The organism is Terribacillus saccharophilus, from assembly GCF_046592595.1.
Taxonomy (GTDB): domain Bacteria; phylum Bacillota; class Bacilli; order Bacillales; family Amphibacillaceae; genus Terribacillus; species Terribacillus saccharophilus_C.
In genome coordinates this window covers 165,425-185,665 of sequence record NZ_JAWVPF010000008.1, presented here as the reverse complement: position 1 = coordinate 185,665, position 20,241 = coordinate 165,425, and the positions used below count along the sequence as shown (strand labels likewise).

The 20,241-nt window shown below is 39.1% G+C and carries 14 protein-coding genes; 5 read left to right on the top strand and 9 right to left on the bottom strand.

The window, feature by feature from the left end:
- Positions 1–24: 24 nt before the first annotated feature.
- The 3 genes from SFC25_RS14845 to SFC25_RS14835 all read left to right on the top strand — a co-directional run bounded on the left by SFC25_RS14845 (position 25) and on the right by SFC25_RS14835 (position 3,326).
- The gene (locus SFC25_RS14845) at positions 25–819 is read left to right on the top strand and encodes a hypothetical protein (protein WP_411216035.1); all 795 of its coding nucleotides are present in this window, start codon (positions 25–27) and stop codon (positions 817–819) included.
- Between the two features lie 194 nt (positions 820–1,013).
- Complete coding sequence (locus SFC25_RS14840) at positions 1,014–2,006, top strand: hypothetical protein (protein ID WP_411216034.1); 993 nt, start codon at positions 1,014–1,016, stop codon at positions 2,004–2,006.
- Between the two features lie 96 nt (positions 2,007–2,102).
- A complete protein-coding gene (locus SFC25_RS14835) occupies positions 2,103–3,326 on the top strand; it encodes a hypothetical protein (protein ID WP_411216033.1) in 1,224 nt (407 codons plus the stop codon).
- A gap of 127 nt (positions 3,327–3,453) precedes the next feature.
- Here the strand turns inward: SFC25_RS14835 and SFC25_RS14830 are convergent, their stop codons facing one another.
- From SFC25_RS14830 to SFC25_RS14815, 4 genes are read right to left on the bottom strand one after another with little or no spacing between them, the layout of a single operon-like run.
- Positions 3,454–3,936: a DUF6262 family protein gene (locus tag SFC25_RS14830; protein ID WP_411216032.1), complete on the bottom strand. Its 483-nt coding sequence runs from the start codon at positions 3,934–3,936 to the stop codon at positions 3,454–3,456.
- A complete protein-coding gene (locus tag SFC25_RS14825) occupies positions 3,933–5,732 on the bottom strand; it encodes an integrase (RefSeq protein WP_411216031.1) in 1,800 nt (599 codons plus the stop codon). Before SFC25_RS14825 ends, SFC25_RS14830 begins: the two co-directional genes overlap by 4 nt.
- Positions 5,719–7,968: a tyrosine-type recombinase/integrase gene (locus SFC25_RS14820; RefSeq protein ID WP_411216030.1), complete on the bottom strand. Its 2,250-nt coding sequence runs from the start codon at positions 7,966–7,968 to the stop codon at positions 5,719–5,721. Before SFC25_RS14820 ends, SFC25_RS14825 begins: the two co-directional genes overlap by 14 nt.
- 22 nt (positions 7,969–7,990) lie before the next feature.
- A complete protein-coding gene (locus SFC25_RS14815) occupies positions 7,991–9,166 on the bottom strand; it encodes a tyrosine-type recombinase/integrase (RefSeq protein ID WP_411216029.1) in 1,176 nt (391 codons plus the stop codon).
- A gap of 392 nt (positions 9,167–9,558) precedes the next feature.
- Between SFC25_RS14815 and SFC25_RS14810 the strand changes: the two genes are divergently transcribed.
- The gene (locus tag SFC25_RS14810) at positions 9,559–9,741 is read left to right on the top strand and encodes a YvbH-like oligomerization domain-containing protein (RefSeq protein ID WP_411216028.1); all 183 of its coding nucleotides are present in this window, start codon (positions 9,559–9,561) and stop codon (positions 9,739–9,741) included.
- Between the two features lie 35 nt (positions 9,742–9,776).
- Here the strand turns inward: SFC25_RS14810 and SFC25_RS14805 are convergent, their stop codons facing one another.
- Complete coding sequence (locus SFC25_RS14805) at positions 9,777–10,052, bottom strand: GNAT family N-acetyltransferase (RefSeq protein WP_411216027.1); 276 nt, start codon at positions 10,050–10,052, stop codon at positions 9,777–9,779.
- Between the two features lie 175 nt (positions 10,053–10,227).
- Here SFC25_RS14805 and SFC25_RS14800 point away from each other — a divergent pair, with 175 nt between their 5' ends.
- Positions 10,228–11,547, top strand: a complete 1,320-nt coding sequence (locus tag SFC25_RS14800) for a DUF2254 domain-containing protein (protein ID WP_411216026.1) — start codon at positions 10,228–10,230, stop codon at positions 11,545–11,547.
- A gap of 34 nt (positions 11,548–11,581) precedes the next feature.
- Here SFC25_RS14800 and addA read toward each other — a convergent pair whose 3' ends face one another.
- From addA to SFC25_RS14780, 4 genes are all read right to left on the bottom strand, one after another.
- Positions 11,582–15,307 carry a helicase-exonuclease AddAB subunit AddA gene (gene addA / locus SFC25_RS14795; RefSeq protein WP_411216025.1) on the bottom strand — a complete coding sequence of 1,242 codons (3,726 nt, stop codon included), beginning with the start codon at positions 15,305–15,307 and terminating at the stop codon, positions 11,582–11,584.
- Positions 15,291–18,794: a helicase-exonuclease AddAB subunit AddB gene (addB, locus tag SFC25_RS14790; protein ID WP_411216024.1), complete on the bottom strand. Its 3,504-nt coding sequence runs from the start codon at positions 18,792–18,794 to the stop codon at positions 15,291–15,293. Before addB ends, addA begins: the two co-directional genes overlap by 17 nt.
- A gap of 128 nt (positions 18,795–18,922) precedes the next feature.
- On the bottom strand, positions 18,923–19,465 hold the full coding sequence (gene lepB / locus SFC25_RS14785) for a signal peptidase I (RefSeq protein ID WP_411216023.1): 543 nt from the start codon (positions 19,463–19,465) through the stop codon (positions 18,923–18,925).
- Between the two features lie 54 nt (positions 19,466–19,519).
- Positions 19,520–20,167, bottom strand: a complete 648-nt coding sequence (locus SFC25_RS14780) for a TVP38/TMEM64 family protein (RefSeq protein ID WP_411216022.1) — start codon at positions 20,165–20,167, stop codon at positions 19,520–19,522.
- Positions 20,168–20,241: the final 74 nt, after the last annotated feature.

Genomic DNA, 20,241 nt, shown 5'->3' with positions numbered 1-20,241 from the left:
AACTGATTAGAGGTGCTAGGGATAGTGAAGAAAGTTCTCTTACAATGTTCTATAATTTTGTTACCAGCATTAATAGGTATCTTTTATCCTATTCAGAAGATTTTTTATGGATTGCTTTCTTTATTAACAATAGATGTAACAAAGTTTGATGAAATTTTAAAAAGCATTATTAGTAATGAAAGAATAATATCTATTATTTGTGGTATTATCTTTTCCATATTAATTTATATATGGAGGACAAAGGCTAATAAAGATAAGCAATTCAATACGGCAGACAAATATAACAAGTATCCAATATGGGTATTTTGGTTAGCTAGTAAGGGGCTTGGATACGGAAAAGTCAGTCTAGTTAGAGTACCTATATACTTACAATACAAGTTGCTATTAAAGGATACATTTCATGAAACACTTGTAGACGAAGTAGAAGAAAAAGTACTACCAGTTGTTCTGACCGAAAGAAATATGGATCATGATTCTAAGGAATTAAATTTAGTCTTAATTGATACCTACAATATTACTGATGAACAGATTCCATCAGACAAAATTCAACTTCCCACTATTATCATTAAAAGTGGGAATGAGATAGACAGCAATCGATCGTTTAATCCAGAGTTTATTAAAGAAATAAGAAAAAAAACCCATGCACTTAGCAAGAATTATATTCAATTGAATGTGTTTTCTACGACTAACACAAATCATAATACGTCAATTGTGAATAAGTGTTTCAAAAACGGTGGTAGAACGGGATTTAAAAACGTTTATGTATATCAAGCATCAAGAAGTAATCATGTGTTTAATGACTCTTATAAAGTATTATAAGAATGATGACTAATAACTAAATATAACTTGACGAATAATTTAAATTAATAATTACATATGGAAAAAGCTTTACTTCTTGGAAGTAGAGCCTTTTTCATTTGGAATTCGTGAAGAAAAGCAGGACATAATTATAACCATCTTGCATGTAATCTAACTTGAAGAAAAGTAAATAATTTAATATCAGGAGAATATATATGAGTGTAAAAGTATTAAATAGTTATTACTTATATTATAAAAATGTACTTAAAAATAAAAATCTACCGAATGATCAACTTAAATTAGAAATGCAAAATAAATTCGGAGAAAATAACTTAATAGAAATAAGAGACTGGGGAAGAACAACTAGTTTCAAATCATTAAATATTAGAAAAGGTGAATCAGAAGAATATGTAATTCCCTTACAGTCACCTGAAGAAATACTGTCTCTAAGTAAAACATTTGGCGAGAAACTATTAGAGGATTACAATTGGGTAATTCCACCCTATATTCAAAAGCGTATTATTAATGAAATGATTAAAATAACAAAAATAGATGATGTAGAAATTCTATACAAGTCAACCTATACTCCTATATATTTCGCTTCACAATTAACAAGTACATATCGTGAAATTACTTTATTTCAAAAATATATATCCCTTGTCGAAGAAGCAATTGGATGTTTTTTATTAGGAAAAACCGCTGCCGCAATAACTTTGTTACTTACAATATTAGAGGGCATTGCAAGAGAATTTTGTGATGAACATTCACTTTTATATAATAAGCATGGTTCATCGAGTGCATTTGAAACCTCTATAAAGTACCGAAAGAAAACATGGAGAGATAATGTTTTACTTTATGATTATGAAAATAAAATTAATCAAATTCTCCCTAGTGATTATATGAATGACGAGCTTTTAATAAAAGCGGATGAAGCAATGGATATGTTTGTTTCTTTCGAAAAGTATGGTTTAGATTATTTATATAAATCTGGCTCGGATTTTACTTTAAACCGTCATAGTATTTTACATGGATATAATAGAGATTACTATATACCATTAAATTTTTATAGACTGTTTTCATGCCTAGAAATGCTATCTGTAGTAGTATCCAATAATTTCATGCCAAAAGAGTCAGATCAGCACGAAGAAACGCTTAAAATACTATCAAGATTTCAGGTTCTCGGAAATTTACGTAGGTTTTTCAAATAATAGGATTATCAAAAGTTACTATTGACATAGGAGGTAAAAACAATTAACTTTGCTAATTTATCTATAGAAGCCTCGTACGATTTATTAAGTCAAACAATGGATTTTCAAAACCTAACTCAACAGCATTTAAAAGAATTAATTGATGAATTTGAATCTCTAAATTTTAATATCTCTTCCGTGAATAGTGCTAAACTAATTATTCATGAGGCTTCACATTATCTTGATAATCTGGTTACTTTATCTGGACAAGAAATGCTTGTTAAAACTTATAATGCCTTTAATGAATATGAGCAGTTTAACCAAGCGCTGAATAATAATGCAGCTAAGCCAACTGTACAAAATATTATTGATTTCCTTAACGCATATAACAATTGGACAAATAGAAGTTTCACAACTTTACTGAGCAATGATTCTTATAAGCCTGGATTTAAAAACTGGTCATTTAATTATAGTACAGATAGAAGCTTAGACATTTATAATCAACCAAATGGACCCGAGATTATGTTGTTCACTTTCAAACATCAAGATAGACCATTTGCAAAAATCCCATTTTCTATTGAAGCGCTTTGGGAAACTAATGCAATGTGGGCCGAGATAACCTATCATTTTGAAGTGGCAAGGCAATTAGAAAGAGATGGAATGATTGTAGAAGGCAATGATATGCAAAAAAAGTATGAGGAATATCTATATAACCCAAATTTGTTTGTCTATTCCATAGCTGCTCATCTCACTTCTTCCCTAATAAATATAGGGGATATACTAAACGCATTCAAATTAAGTAAAGCACTTTCAAGTATTAGTTTAAATTTACCTTTTCGATACTATAGTCAGTTAAGGAAGACAAATGGTAAAGTATTTAAAGGTTTGGTCAACAAATTATTAAACAATACTACCAATCTTAATCCATGTACTATTTACTTAGTTTTATTGGAAAATGTAGTTGAATCCGGTATTAATCTCAATGATTTAATAAGTAACGATGGAATAGATTTAAATCAGATTCTTTTTATTAATAATCTGCCAGATAAATCACTTTTAAAAGAAGAAATTCTGTCAAATATGTATAGACTAAACCTTCAGGTTGACGGACCGCATACAGAACTTTATAAATTTCATAAGGACACCGGAATAAATTTATTCACTGTCCATGGTATAGAAGGAGGACTTAATGTTCACCCTGGCTTCTTAATTGATTTGGCTAATAAATCACAAGCTTGCATTTTTCAAGGTTGGGATGAAGAAGCATTACTAGCAGATGAATCAGAAGCGCTGAAGAGGAGGGATTACTTCCAGATACTTTTCAAAAAAATTATTACCTAACATCTTTGCTTTATGCTTCTACTTTATCTTAATATGGAAAAAACGAGAGATTAGTGACAAGAGTTCTCAAATTACATTTGATATATAAATATATAAAAAGCTCTACTTCAAATGGAAGTAAAGCTTTTTATATTCTATGTACATGAACTAGATCGTGCAATCTCTGACATTCTGCTAAAAGTTTCATATTTTTTTCTTTTAATTCTCCTAGCTCAATTTCCTTCACCTCTCTCCTTTTTCTTTCTATCTCTAACTCATCTTCTAATTTATTTTTTTTCTTTTGAATATTAATGATCTGCCTATTTAATTCATCAATTAGATTTTTAAGTACACCGTGCTCTTTAGAGTATTTAACCTCCAACTTCTTTTCTGCCCTCGATTTTTCTGTATATCTCTCTTCCCATAAATTTTTATTCCATACTTTTAGAGTATGTTCTTTATACAGTGCAGAGCGTGATAGATCAGTATAAGATTGAAGTTTTTTAGCAGTAACCGGACTATTTTCTCCTTCAAAATCTTTTATGTCTTGGATGGCTTGATTGATTATATCAATTGTATTTTGCCGACGTTCGTGTTGATACTTTTCAATACCTTTATTTATTTTAATCATTCCACTGTATCACTCCTTAATTGCAACTTTTGTTTAATATTTCTTTTATACTTATCTACACCAATGTCACAAATTTGTATAATTCTTTCTAAGCAATTAACATTCCTTATGGCATTCTCATTAGACGCAGCACGTTTAGGTTGGCCAGTGGTATCATTCATAATACCTCTCCAATATGTTAGTTCCTTTTTATAATCTTCATAATACTCTGCTTTAGGTACAAACCAGTTACATTCGTAACATTCAAAATGTATTGACGTACCATCTGGCTTACAACCAGATATCATACTACATAGTCCAACACCTTTTTTACTGTTTGCTTCCCAGGTAAGATACATTCTAGGATCTTTATTAAGACGTTCAAGCACTTTAGAATCATCTAAGTTAAAGATGCGTCCTTTAAATTCGACAGGAGCTTTCTCTGGACTTTTTAAGCCCGTTGATTCCATCCACATCTTCTTATGCATTTCCTTTTGTTGATGAACATAATTCATCGGCATTGCAGTTCCTTTGTCATTTCTAATAGCAAGTATTTGATCCATTGTATATCCACCAATATAAAGCCTATCAGTTGTGGCGTTATGCCTAAACTGATGACTTGTGATTTTATAAATCTCTCCATCACTGTCGGTTACATTACACAATACTGCTATTCTATTTAAAACGTTATTAAATCTTGTACTGGGAAAAGGCATTAGCTGGTCAAATCTTTTAGTTAATCCTTTCCTCAATCTATCTCTAATTGTGTAATCATGAATCGAATATCCAACTTGATTCATCTTCTCTGATATCTGCTTAGGTGTATCTTCTGGGAATCTTTGTTGATATTCAATTATCTTTTGATAGATATCACCTGGTATGTAAGATTTAATCCTGCCATTCTTAATGGTAAGTTTAAAAACTAATGACAAAAAGAGAAAATTGCTGTATCTTTCTTCAATTGAATGATTCTCAAGTAGTTTTTGTGTCTGCCTTTGAACCTTTTTTATTAATTCAACAATATATTTACCGTGTCCTGAATTTATTATAGGAATTGTTTTTATTTCTTCTGTTATATAGCCACCACTCTGTTTTGTAGTGGGTATGTTAATTACATACATATTGTAGAGTGATTTCAAGCAGTTTATAGGAATGGATGTGACCTCTGTAATCCTATTAGGAAATGAACGTTGCAACCAATAAGCGAGTCTATAGACGTCTGGAATCTCATGCTTTTCATCCTTCATAATTCTATCAAATTGCTTAACCACTTCTGGGGGAATGTACTTATTAGGGTCTGAGATTATTTCTACTCTAAATGGATTTTTAGTCTTAATAGCTAATCTGTCTGGAAACTCTGGAAAAGCACTCATTAGTGAAAAGAATTCCTTTAATACAGCATATTTTCTCATTTTAACATTTTCAGAGTAGCTTCTTTGTTCTCTTAATTTCTTTTCATAGTAATCAATAATTCTACGATTAATTCTTGATAAAGGTAGTGAAGGAAATTCCTCTCTAAAAAATATTAGAAAGTGATTTATATTACCTACTTTTTCTTTAATTACAGGAATACTATTATTTGACATAAGAGAATAATATTTAACCCAAACTCTAAATTCTTCCGTTATAAAACTAAAGACTATGGTATAACTAGACTTTTCGGACGAAGATTTATGCTTTTTATTACAATACCATTTATCATCTTCAAACTGAAAATTTCCATATTGATGCGATTTTAACTTCAACTGTAGTTTAAATGATTCAATATCAGTATTTATTTGCAATGACTTCTTAACTTTATTCTTAGTATTGCTCAATAGAAATTCCTCTCCTTTTAGCGAAGTTTTCTATCTTTTCTATAGTGTTTACGTATACATTAAGTAAATGCGATTCTTGTTGATAGTCTCGATATTCTTGATAGTTTTCAATACCAGAGTTTTTATATTCTTCCTCTAATTCTTTAAGATACTTTTCCTGCTCTCGATATAAGTGATACCATTTTGGTAATTTCTGTGGACCGGATATTAGCATCTTGCATCCTACGCACTTCTTTTTGTGACAAGGGCCGAATGATACATGTTTGACACATGTTCCATGCCCTTCTGGAGTCTCTCTTGAACCTAATTGTATTTCTTTAAAAAGAGCTTGTTTTTCTACCGTATTGTATGTGTCCTTAACTTCCTCACTAATTGTTTCTTCGAATAACTCTTGAAACATTTTGTGATCTAAGTCGGCAATCTTTTTCGCTTCTACATCTCTATAGTATCTTGCAGAAGTTCTCTCTGAATGATTAATATAATCCGCTACTTTTCTCAATGAATGACCCTTTGATAGTAAATCTACTATTACAGTCTTCCTACATTGATGATTAGTGTAGTGGAAGGGGTTCTTATTTTCATCGAATATATTATATTTTTTAATCAATCTATTTATGGATGTTGCCAGGGGTCTTCCCACAAACTCAACAACCTCTGAATGTCTATTGATTGTAACGAATATTTTATCTGTGTCTGCTACGAGTCTTAAATCAGAAGTTAATTGTTTTTGATTCTCTACAGCTTCTACTACAATGTCCGAAACCGGAATTGTATGATATTTTGACTCTCCACTCAAAATCCTTTGACTTTCCATTTTAGTATTTAAATATGTGAATAAATTGGTTCCAATTTCCTCATCGAATGTTATACAACTAGAAGTAATAGCTTGTATGTCTGAGAATCGTAATCCGGTGTTCATCATAATTGTCCAAGCATTTTGATACATATCCGGTAACTCATGCATTACTTTTTCAATCTTCTCTATTACTTCTTCTGGAATATAATTTGTACTTTTACTAAACGACTTTATATTTGGCATCTTGATTTCGCTGAATGGATTACTTTGTTCTGAATCTATCTTTTCAATATACCAATCTAAGAATTGGCCTGCTTGTTGATATAAGTTATATATGTAGGGCAATTTAAAGTACCGTTGACCGTCTGCCTTTTTTAATTGTTGTAGATGATCTAAAAGATGGAGAAGATGATAGTAATTTATATTGAATATAGAATCAACATTATAAGGTAGTTCTGCAAAGTGTTTAATAATAGTTGTAATTGCGTGTACACGCTTATATAAAGCTTTATATTTAATTGCTGTCATTTTATACAATTCATCTATGTGAATTTTTAAATACCTTTTATCATTTTCTGAAAGACCTGAGTAAACTAATGTATGTTTCCTAAATCCTTGTAAGCGCTTTTCTCTTAAAATCCAAATATCATCTTCTAACTTATATGAGGAGGGGGTACCACTTAGAGTATTGTATATATGCGTTGCTACTTCATTTAAAATATTTAATCTGCTAATCTGATTAAATGGTGTACCTACTTCATGTTTTCTTGTCGAACCTTTAAATATGTATCTTACAATTTCAACTTTTGATAATGACATTTCTTGATCAATTAACTTTTCTCCAACTCTCCATAGAAATGCCTCAAAGATCTCTTTGTACTCAATACTGGAATAAATCCTTTTAATTAATGATTTGTCTCCAAGGGATGGAGAGAGCCTCCGTATAGAAACAATATCATCACGTTGACATGCGACAATGAACATGCTGAACCTTTCCCTTAAGAACTTTTGAATCGTTTTTACTGGCGTTGTTATTTCATTGATAATCTCGGCTCTCATTGTAAGTTTACCAGTCAAAGCCTCGGTTACATTATTAGTCTTCATATATCTGAGTATTGTTTTATAAGTAACCTTATTTACATTTAATTCATTAAAAAAATAAGAGCATAAAAACGAGCAATAATCTTCAAATTCCTTTGGACATAAATATTCCATAAACCGGAATAAAGTAGCATTAATATTTTTATATTCTTCAAGAGTTTTAGCAATTCCTGATGTGTCTTTTTCAACTAAGAAACTTCTTAAATTATGAAGTATTTCTACAAGGTCGGATTCTATAAAAGAAACCGGTTTTCTAAGGTGAAATTCATGTTCGTTTATACAGATGACTTTAAAACCATTTCTATCCACTTCTTTTTCTAAGATACTTATATTAAACAAATGAATTATCCTCCCCGGCCCTCTATAGCTTTTTAGCTTGCCTTTCAACAATATCTTTGGCTATTTCAGCTCTTTTTCTTGAATCAAAGACCTTTACATAATTTTTAAGTGAATCAATAGTATTCCAACCCATCTGTTCCTTAATAAAACCTTCAGTTACTTTACCTTCTTCTAATAATTCTAAAAGGTATTGTGCATGAGTGCTTCTACCAGCGTGAGTGATAGTTTCTTCGGGATTTAAACCAGCTCGGTTGGCTGCTCCTTTCAGTATCTTTAAATAGTTCCTTCTTTCTAAGGGATTCCCTTGACCAGGACCTTTATGATTTAAAAATAGGAACTGAGAAAATTTAATGTCTGATTCAAACCTATCCGAACGGATATAATCAATAATTTCCTCGTTTAATGAATCACTGATGTACAATTCACGCTCTTTAGATTTCACGGTAGCATCATTTAAGTTATCATAGTTTTTTTCGAGTTTTAGTATTCCATTGTGAAAATCATAGTGATTCAAATGTAGTCCTAGACACTCACCTATTCTCATGCCAGTTTCCAACAATATTTTAAAAACTATTTTATCTCTTCTTACTAAGAGAGCATCAAGAAGTGCTTCAATTTGAGATTCACTATACCATTTTAAATGGTTACGCCTCTCTTGATATTTAAGCTTACTTGTAATATTATTTTCAGCTACCTCAAAATTGTATATTTGACCAAAAAGAAATCTTTTTCTTAGGTATCTTCTTCCAGTTCTTTTATTACCCTTTGCTCCGTATTTAATGGGGTTTTGTTCTATCATATCTTGATCTTCTAACCATTCATAAAATCCTTTAATTACACTTATATATTGTGCAATAGAGCTAAAAGAACGTTTCCCCTCCATTTTCACCATAACTTCATCACCGTATAAAAGATACTTAATGAATTCCTCTATAATAACTGACGAGCGGACATTTCTATAATGAATTTTATATCTTACTTTCAAGAATCTAAGAAATATCACTAATTTATTTGCATAACTTTCGCCAGTCTTATAACTATTTAAACTTGTTATTTCTAACCATCTATTAACCTCATATAGAGGTAAATCATCTTCAGTTATGTAATATTGGTAGTTGTAATTTTCAGTATTTGATATATACTTCATGCCTTTTTCCACTTTTAAACCATATGTTTCTCTAACAACGTAACCTGACATTATTATCCTCCTAGCTTAAAAAACTATCTTACCGATTCTATTCTGGTATATAAGCTCTTTTCTAACTAGCTAGTTGTAATTTTTTATCAAATATTCCTTTTAACGTCACTATTATCGTATAATAATTTGAAAATATTGTAAAGTAGACACCAGGATTGAGTGTATACTATTTGTCTATGAAGAATCCTGCATTAAATTGTAATATGTAAACTATTAAAACAATAGAATACACATAGTTAACTAAAGATCTGGATATCGAAATTAAATTCTCAATTGATAATCAAGTAATCAGTATCGACGTAAAGAAGGACCAAATCGATCAGCTGAAAGATTTATATAAAGCCCTGCTGCGCATCGCAGAAATCAATTATGAAAACAGCTTGTACACAGATATGGCACATACCAGCCTGGATAAAGCAGCAGCTATCCTGCAGCAATCCCGGTATACGGATGGTACGCTGGATGAGACGTACAAAAAACTGACTGAATTCGGCTTTGAATGGCTAAGCTCCACAAAAGATAAATACCATGCACATGACTTCGGTGCTGTTTACGAAAAATATATCAATAACTAAAAAAGAGTGACTCGTATGATGCGAGTCACTCTTTTTCATAGCGGTCCTTCCCAAACTCCGTCGTATTTCTTATCCGTACTCAATACCTCATGCGCAAATGTACATACAGGCACAATTTGTTTCTTTTGTTCCTTGGCATAATCCACTACTCGATCTATCAATTGTTTCCCAATACCTGCACCTTGCTTATCTTCTATCACCATTGTATGTTCGATGACAATATCATCTGATTCTCTGAATGTCACCTCTGCATCAGGCTGGTCACTGTTTCCGATATAAAAACGCCCTTTTTCTTGCTTGATGTCAGCCATCGTACCACTCCTTCCTTTCCTTACTCTACCCGCATGATCAGTCAGGTATTCATCTGGTCAGCAGGTGTTTGCCGCTTCCAAATGTAGGGTAAAATCGAAAGATGAAACTTTAAGTAGAAAGGCGTCCTATATGCTTATCAAATTCTTACCGAGACCTATACGAAAATATCTACATATGACAAAGCGACAGCGAAAGTATGAGGCACAGCTCAACCTTTGGGTGATGCCAACCATCTATATCGCCGGGACACTTGTTCTCGTATCAATTCCGCTTTTATTAGATCTCTACTTTAATCTGCCGACGAAGACAAATGGATTCTTTAATGCTTCCGCATCAAATACTGGCACTCTCGTCAGCGCATTAGTCAGTGGTACACTGCTTCTGGCGGCTTATACACTGAACTCCATACTAGTGGTGTTAACGAGTTTCAGTTCAGAGTATTCTCCACGTATGTTATTCAACTTTATCTCTGATCGGACGACACAGCATATTCTCGGTCTATTCTATGGAAGCTTTGTCTTTATGCTGATCTCCTTCCTGTTCGTCACAAACAGTTCCCGGGATTATTTTACGGCTGTGCCAATTTCCAGTACGCTGGTCACACTTGCCGCCGTTATAGGCTTTGCTATATTTGTGAACCATACGACTACATGGATGCAAATGCATAATATTGTGGATGCGATGAAAAACGAGTCAGAAAGGATCATCCAGTCAACATTAATTGATGAGCTGGAGCCTTACCGGTCTGATGAGCCTGGCTACACATTTGAGGATTATACGAGTTACACGTGCAAAGCATCTGGTTCTGGTTATGTCCAGCTGATTAACTTTGTGGATATGATCAAGCAGGCTAAGGAAGACAACGTTGTTGTAAAAATGAATGCCAAAGCAGGTGATTTCGTTTTAAAGGGCAACCGATTGTTCAGCTATCGCGGACCTGGCGCGCAGGATGTGCAAATTGAGAAATACAGCAAGCTCATCCAAATCGGGCATAAACGTTCCGAGATACAAGACGTAGATATGAGTATGAACAAACTAAGTGAAGTTGCCATCAAGTCGATTGGAAATGATGATCCAACCTCTGCAATCAATACTTTTCATCAAATGGCGGATCTGATGATCAATATTGATGCGTCCACCACATTGCATCCTTATTTACAGGACGAAGATGAGCAAACACGCGTTGTCTATAACACAGTGACTTTTTCTACTTATCTGCATGAAGGCTTTGGTCGGATACGGCACTATACACAAAAAGACTATCTGCTCATCTTAGAAATGATCCAGATTTTCATCCGGATGACGGATTCGATATCCGAAAAGAATTTCCCGATTATCTGGGAGTTCGCCAAGGACACGATACTCCATATTTCAGGTTCTGCTTTTTTCCAGGCAGACCGGGATCGCTTACTTCAATATCTAAAACATCTCGCAGACGTCACCGGCTACGCAAAAGATTATTATCAGCTGGAACGACATCTGCAGCCAAATTAAAAAAAGGAGACAGCAATACTTGCTGTCTCCTTTCTTATACTTGCCGCAAGAAACCTTTATCAAAGAAATATAGATATCTTTCCTTGACCGGTTTCTTCCAGATTCGTTCAATTGCTGTAGCATATAGTTCAATCTGTACCCGGTACTTCTCTGTCAGAATCTCAGCTCTTCTATTCGGATCTTCTCCATAAAGCGTATCCGTTTTATAATCCAAAAGTACAAGTCCATCTTCTTCCACAAGAATTTGATCGACCACACCCTGTACGACTACTTTATCAGAAGCTGCATCTGTCCAGTCGTTGTACAGTTCATTCGCAGGCAGTGCCAGTGTAAAAGGTGTTTCCCGATAGAAGTGTTCCGCTTGGCGAATGCGATCTGCTATTGGGGAATCCAGGAAATCAAGTATCCGCTCCACATCAATCGATGCTGCAGCATCCTGCTGTAAAAATTCCTTATCTACCAATTCCAGCAGAAATTCCTCCAGCTTCTTCTTATCCCATTCCTTTTTGATATCCAGCTGCTGCAGGACAGCATGAACAGCACTGCCTCGTTCTGCCGGTGTAAGTTCCTTCTCTTCCTGCAGAAAACGTGGTCTGCTGGAAATTGGGGCTCTTTGCTGAATACGGTTCATTACGCCGATATCGCTGTAGCTGTCCCGAATTTCCCGCTGACGCTTAATTTCAGTCACGGTCTGCTTTGCCCGAAACTTTGTTGCTTCCGTGTGCGGATACTGATAAGTCAGACGCTTTGCCACTTCATCTTTCCATTCCGGATCTTCTTCTCCTGGATGCCATTCAGAAATACGCTGAAGCAACTCTTGGTTTGCTTCTTCTTCCTGTTCATCAGACGTTAGGTAGTCCCTGCTTTCTTGGATGCGTATACGCCACTGGGAACTATCTGCCGTGATTTCAGTCGGCAGCTGCCGGGACAGCTCTTCTGCTCTCAGTTCGATGGCTTGTTCATGCCGCATTAGCGCAGGTGCCACCCAATCCAAATAAGACGTTGCTTCCAAGCGATAATGCGAAGGCAGTACCCAAGACGGATGTTCCGCCACCTGATGCCACTTTTGCAGCTTTTTCTCCAATGATGCGACATTACCGACCATGACCAATTTTTCTTTTGCGCGTGTCAAGGCAACATAAAGCACCCGCATCTCTTCTGCAAGTGACTCCCGCTGCTTCTCTGCCTTTAATGCATGGTAAATCAAAGTAGGATACATAAGTCGTTTCACTGGATCAATATATTTACTGCCAAACCCTAAATCTTTATGCAGTAAATAGCGTTCTCTCAAGTCCTGCTGATTGAATGTTTTATCCATCGCACCCGTTATGACGACAGGAAACTCAAGACCCTTGCTTTTATGGATCGTCATGATCCGTACTACATCTTCCTGTTCACCTAAAGCCTTCGCCGCTCCAAGATCGTCTCCGCGTTCCTCCATTCTTTCGATGAACTTCACGAAGCGGAACAATCCGCGGAATGATGTATTCTCGTAGTTTCGCGCCCGATCATAAAGGGCGCGCAGATTCGCCTGACGCTGCCGGCCGCCTGGAATACCGCCCACAAAATCGTAGTAGCCCGTTTCCCTCATGATTGACCAAATCAGAGCTGACAGCGCACCCTGTCTTGCCTCCATTCTCCAGGAACGAAGCCACTCCATCAGCCGTTCGATTTTGATAGAGATCTCATCATTGGCAGTCCGAATATAAGCCCTAGCAGCTTCGTAATAGCTGCTTCGCTGGTCAGCCAGTCTTATTTTGGCAAGATCATCTTCCTTCAGACCGATGATAGGAGAACGCAAAACGGCAGCGAACGGTATATCCTGAAGCGGATTATCGATTATTTTCAGCACACTCATCATCACTTTGATTTCAATGGCTTCCAGATAGCCTGTCGAAAGCTCTGCGTATACCGGGATGCCTTGCTGTTTCAGCTCTTCCACAATCGCCGGCGCCCATGTCATGGAGCGCAGCAGGATGACAATATCGCGATATTGTATATCGCGCTGCTGCTGTGTGGATTTATCGACAACTTTCATTGCATCGTGACCATCGTGACCAATCCATTGCTGAATCATCCTGCTGTACGCACGGCCTTCCAGCTGTGCTTTTTCCAAATCCTCCACCATTTCGGTATCGGTGTCAGCGTCTTCCGTTTCTTCCGTACCATCACGATTGATAATGACTAATTCAACGTCAGTATCATCCTGCTTCAAATCATCATACATTTTATTTGCATAGATGAGCTCCGCTTCCTTTTCATACTGCATTTCCCCGACATCTTCTGAGAAAAGCTGACGGAAAATATAGTTCGCCCCGTCCAGAACCTGCTGCCGGCTGCGGAAATTGCTGGCTAAATCAATGCGCATACCAGGATGTTCTGGGTCAGAGAAAGTTTTATATTTATTCAAGAATAACGTCGGTTCAGCATGACGGAAGCGATAGATACTCTGTTTGACATCTCCAACCATGAACATATTCCCGCTTCCTGAACGGTCAGAAAGCAATGTAACCAATGTTTCCTGTACCAGGTTTGTATCCTGGTATTCATCTAATAATAATTCCTTGAATCGATTCTGATAGCTTTGGGCAATGCTTGAAGCTATGATCTGTTCCGGTGTGCTGTTTTCATCGATCAGCACTTCCAGGCAAAAATGCTCCAAATCTGAGAAATCGACCAGTGCCCGCTCCCGTTTTTCCAATTGATAACGGCTGCGGAATTGCTTGACTAATAATGCGAGCTGCTGGATTGATGGGTAAAGCTCGAGCATATCTGATAAATAGACTTCAAGCTTTCGAGCAAACCAGTCGCCGGCAAGCTTGCCCCATCTCTTCTTATAAGAATCACGCAATGCTTTTGCCTGCGATTTTTTCATGTCATCACAGTCAACCTTTTTACCGGAAAGTCTGCCGAATGACTGCTCTTTGATGAAACTTACAGCATCATCCCAGCTTCCTTCCACAAGCAGTTTCGCTTCAGCAATGAACTTCCTTTCAGCCTCGAACGTTTCTGCGTAATGATACGGTCCATCCGGTTCGCGTGTCAGCGCGAGAGCTTGATCTGCTTCCTGCAGCATCGCCTGCAGCTGATCGTTTGCCTCACGCTTCAACACTTGAAGCCATGGCAATTCATTCTCATCCTGGATAGCCGACACATTATACAGCTCCGCCATCTGATCAAGCCAAGCCTCCGGATATGGATTCTGGGTAGCAAAATCATACAATTTCAGAATAAGATCTTCTACTTCCAAGTCATTGCGGTCATTGCTGAAACGGTCAACTACGCCAAAGAAAGCTGCTTGCTCCTCGCCTTCCTTACCGTACCATTCTTCAAGCAAATCCCCGATTACTTCCTGGCGGATCAAATCTGCTTCCAAATCATCTGCAATACGGAACCCTGGATCCAAGTCCAGAAGATACGCATACTTGCGTACAACGTCCAGGCAGAACGAGTGGAGCGTGGAAATAGACGCGTTCTGCAATAATGACAGCTGCTTGCGAAGATGCTGTGAGGAAGGATTCTCCTCAAGCGCCTTTTCAAGGGCTGTTCCTATCCGGCTGCGCATCTCTTGCGCCGCTGCATTCGTGAAAGTCACGACCAGCAGCTGATCGATATCAACCTGATCGTTTTGATTCACAAGCTTTTGTATGATACGTTCAACCAAAACAGCAGTTTTCCCAGAACCTGCAGCAGCTGCGACTAAGATATCATGACCTTTCGCGTCAATAGCCAGCTGTTGTTCATCAGTCCACTTTACCATGTCGTTCCACCTCCTTTTTAATGCTATTCAAAACATCTTCATCCTTCATATCTTTTATTGCACGATACTGATTGCCGGCAAGTGATGCGTCAAATTGGCACACTGCCTTGAAATCACAAAATGTACAAGCACTTCTATCATGATGGCGATACGGATTCAAGTGCACCCCGCCATTAGTTATATCCAGCCCAGCTTGTTCCATTAAAAATCTAGTATGCTGCTGCAGCGCATGGAAAGTGTCTTGATCTGCCGTCTGGGAGCCAGCTCGGAATGCACCATCCTTTTTCAGGCCTGCCGGAATGATTTTACTCATCCCTGATTCCAGTGATGTATCCATCATCCGGGCAACAGATTCGTTTTCAAGCAGCATGCCCTGCATTTTGAATTTCTTGAATATCTCATCCTCAATATCCACCTGTGATCTGCTTGATTGGGAGATGAGCGGATTATGCACATGGAAGTACAGCACGCCTGCCGGGGTGGCCTTGAGACCGAGCCACTGCTCCGAATGAGACAAAACAACATCCAGATAAGCAAGCATCTGGAGCGCAAGACCATAGTAGACTTCTGTCAGATTCAGCGCTTTGCTGCTGGATTTATAATCAATGATACGAAGAAACAAATCTTCCTGATCGATTGCCTTGTCGACGCGGTCAATTCGCCCTCTCAGCTGTACATCGTAGCCATTTGGCAGTGTGATTTCAATCGGCGGCAGTGTCTGGTTCTCCCCGAAGTCTAGCTCGAGCCCGACCGGAGAAAATTTGCTTTGCCGCGCCTGTTCACTCAGCGTGTAGGCAGCACGTGCAATTATTTCCTGAAGCTTTTGCTGGATATATTTGAACCGATTGGAGCTATGGAGAATCTGGTTCTGCAGTACAGGTGCGAGGCTGCCCATCGCCCGTTTTGCATATCCTGTTGCATCTTCCCGGTTGAGCTGTGCATAATTCCGGTCCTCCAGCTGCACCCAGTCTGTGATTTGCTTTAATGCTTCATGGAAAAGCTGTCCGATATCCGGGGCATCCAGCTTGTATGTCCGTCTGTTTTCCAGACCAAGACTGTACTTGGCAAAATGCTGATAAGAACAGCGATAGTAAGTTTCCAAGCGAGATACACTTGCCTTCACCTTTTTCGGGAAAAGCTGCTCCTTCGTCTCTTCTGCCAAATCCTCTGTTTCATTCCGATATAAGAGACTTTGGAGTATCCTGCCTGTGAGCTCCTCCTTGCTCTCGTGGCTGATGAACCAGTTCAATACGCTATCCCAAACAGGATGAACTGGATAACTCCGCATTTTGCGGGCCAGCTGGGTCGTAAGCGCAGACCGGCTCTGGTCGATGGTAGCAACAAAACGAGCCGTATCCAGGCTGTCCTCCGGATCCTGCAGCATGCGCTCGTCACAGCACCAGTCGAACAGGTCCTTCATGCGCTGTACAAGGGAAGAAGCCATTTTTGCTTTTCCTTCCTGGTCACTGATCGGATAGCTTACCCAAAGCCGCTCACTTGCTGCCGTAAACGCAAGATACATATAAAAGCTTTCATCCAGCAGCTGGCGCTTGCTTCCGGCTGCAAGCTGCAAGCCGTATACAGCCAGTACTTCCCGGTCTTCCTCGCTGATAAGTCCATCAGGCTTCGGCTTCATCGGCCACACACCTTCGTTGACTCCGAGCAGGAAAGCACATTTCAATCCGCTCACCTTACTATGGTCGATCGTACCGACAATCACCTGATCCAGGCTAGGCGGAATATGGGCAAATTCAAGTGATTCAAAACCAGTCTCCATCGTGTGTCGGAAAACTTGCAGGGAAACGCGTTCGTCCCCGACAATCTCCACTGCTTCATCCAACAGCTGAAGTACACTGTCCCAAACCTGATCTTGCTCCCTTGCTCTTTCCAATTCGCCGCGATCATCAAATACAACTTGCATTGCCTCAAGACGCTGCGGTACTTGCAGCTGTTCCAGCCAATTGTAAACAGCAACCGAGCGCTCGCGGAATGTCTTGCCTTCCCGCAGCTTCCGATCAAATTTTTTCATCGCATCCGCTACTTGACGACGGTAATGATTGATCCGTTTCTGGGTTTCCAATTCCTTATCTGTTTGACGCGTTGTATCAAAACCGCGGAACCGCTGGAAAATCCAGTCTTCCTTCTGCAGCCAGCGATCCCTGGAGCGGATACCATATTCCAGGCAATAGTTCTCCAGTTCATCAATCGCTTCTTCCGTCAGCGGATAGACTTCATCGGTAGCTGGGATGAGGCCTGTCTTCAATACACGGAACACAGCTTCATATCGCCAATTCCCGTCAACAACTTCCATCCCTGAGCGGATCAGTTCCAGCAGCGGATGATGGATCATCGGCTTTTTCTGATCGATGAAAACAGGTATATGATAATCCGCAAATACTGTTTCAATCAGTTCATGGTATACATCCGCCTGTCTGAGCAGCAACGCAATATCTTGATAACGGTAGCCTTTTTCCCGTACGAGCTTCACAATCTCCTGCGCCGCACCTTCCACCTCTGCTCTTGGGTGGACTGCCTGTGCCAAAGTGATTGGTACTTCCTGTTTAAATGTCGGGGCTGGACGAGTTTCCAAATGCTTCTCCAAATGAAGGAAAGCAGGATTATTCCCGAAGCGCCCATCAGAGGGACTCAGCTGCTCGATTGACGTAATCGGTACGTTTCTTTCCTGTGCCGTCTGCTTGATCTGAAGGAATGTATCATGTGTACGTGCGAACAAATCCAGCTCGTCGACATCCTGACGGTTTGCACCGTCCAATGTAAGCGTTACTGTCACTTGCTCTGCTTCTGTCATCAGTGCACCAATCACCTCCAGCTCCTGCGGCGTGAATTGATGGAACCCATCCAGATAAATCTCTGATCCTTTGATAGAACGCGACAATGGTATTTTAGATGCCAGCAAATGCAGCTGGTCCTCGCTGTCGATATACTTATCCCGTAAAAGAGCGGTCAGCCGATCGTAAATATAGCTGATATCCTCCAGCTTATCCCGAAGTGTAACTTCAGGGGAATGCTGCTGCTGGAACTGCTCCATCTCCCGGATTTGGGCATGAAGAAGCTCCGGCGTGACACGATAGCGCTTCAGCTCCGTGATCATGCTTTCCAGCTGTCCCATAAAACCGTTCTTCTCGATTGCTTTCTGAAAGACATTCCAGTCAGATTTACGTTCCTCGGTAATTTTCCGGAGCATCATTTGTACACCTGTCGATGTTATGAACTGCTTAGTCGCACCGCCTGTCTCCTGCAGGACATACCAAGCCAGCCGCGACAGACTGTATACCTGCGCACGGATGCTGCCTTCAACTCCGGTCTGCCTGATCAGTGCCTGCTCCTGCTGGAAGGTCATTTGATCCGGAACCAAATAAAATATATTCGACCCCATCGGATCATTGTTTAATTTAGCTGCAATTTCATCGAGACATGCACGGCTCTTTCCCGCTCCGGACCGGCCGATGATAAAACGTACACCCATTCTAAGCTCCACTCCTGTCTTCCAATCTAGTAATCTTATTCTATCATGTTCAGCGGTTTAAAGGAAAACAGATGCGCACATTTGTTCGCTTGTATATACTGGAAAAGCTCCTTATCAAAGATAAGGAGCTAAACCCCAAGTCCCGAAGCGGACATTGGCCAGAACTGGGCATCTACTTTCCCGACAACTTGTTCAATCGGAATGAAGCCAAATGAGCGGCTATCAAGGCTGTCCCTGCGGTTGTCACCCATTACGAACAGCATTCCGTCTGGTACTGTCGTACGCCCGGTAACGTCTTTCAATGTGAAATCATATGTCAGCTGACCATCGACATCCTTCTTATAATTTTCCAGATAATGCTCCGGTCTGTATTCACCGTTTACGAACAGTCTGTCATTCCTTACTTCCACTGCATCCCCCGGCATTCCAATGACACGCTTCACATAATCCTCATCCTCTGTTGCGTGAAAAACGATGACATCGAAACGTTGGATACTATCTGCGTCGTTCATGAACTTGTTCACCATCAGGAAGTTACCGTCCTGCAAGGTCGGCTCCATTGACTCCCCTTCCACACGATAATCCGCAAAGATTAATTCCCTGGAACAGAAAATCAAAAGCACGATGCCGGCAAACAGGAAGAAAAACTTCCAACGTTTTTTCTTTTTCATGTGCTTTCCTCCGGTGTAAGTGTTTTGCAACACTTTACCCCGGCTTGAATATCTTTAATCCTTATGTGATTGCTCCTGCTTCCCATTCTTCTTCTTCAATCTTCCTTCTACGTACTTCCCTATCATCCAAAACAGGATGATTGCAACAGCTACGACGACCGTCTTGATCGGGTTCTCCGCAAAGGAAGTCAGACTGTCACCAACATAAGCAATAGAAAATATCATCAGCGCTTTACCGAGAAATACCGCCAAAGCGAACTGCTGCAGACTGATCCTCGATAAGCCGGCGACTACATTGATGATAGCCGAGGGCGAAAATGGAAAGCATAAAAGAATGAATAACGGGCCAAAACCATGACGATCCAGCCATTCGGTTATTCGATTTACTTGTTTATTATGCCGCAGCCAATTGATCACACGTGTATGTCGGTACCGGCGTATCAGCCAGAAAACAGTAATCGCTCCAAGCGACGTACCAATCCACGAATATAGGAAGCCCCATAGCAGGCCGTACGCCACAGTGTTCGTCAGTACGAAGACAACAAGCGGCAGAAACGGCAGGAAAGCTTCCAAATAGGGAAGCAAAATGCCGGGTATAGGACCCAGATTCTCATATCGATCAAGCAGGGACTTTGCATAATCGTCCCATGTTCCATTACGGAACATTTCCATTAAGTCGTTCCATCCAAAACCTAAGACCATCTAACCATTCTCCTATTCCCAGCAAAACATCTTTTATCTATTCTAAACGAAAAGCCCAAGCATGCAAAGTCTGA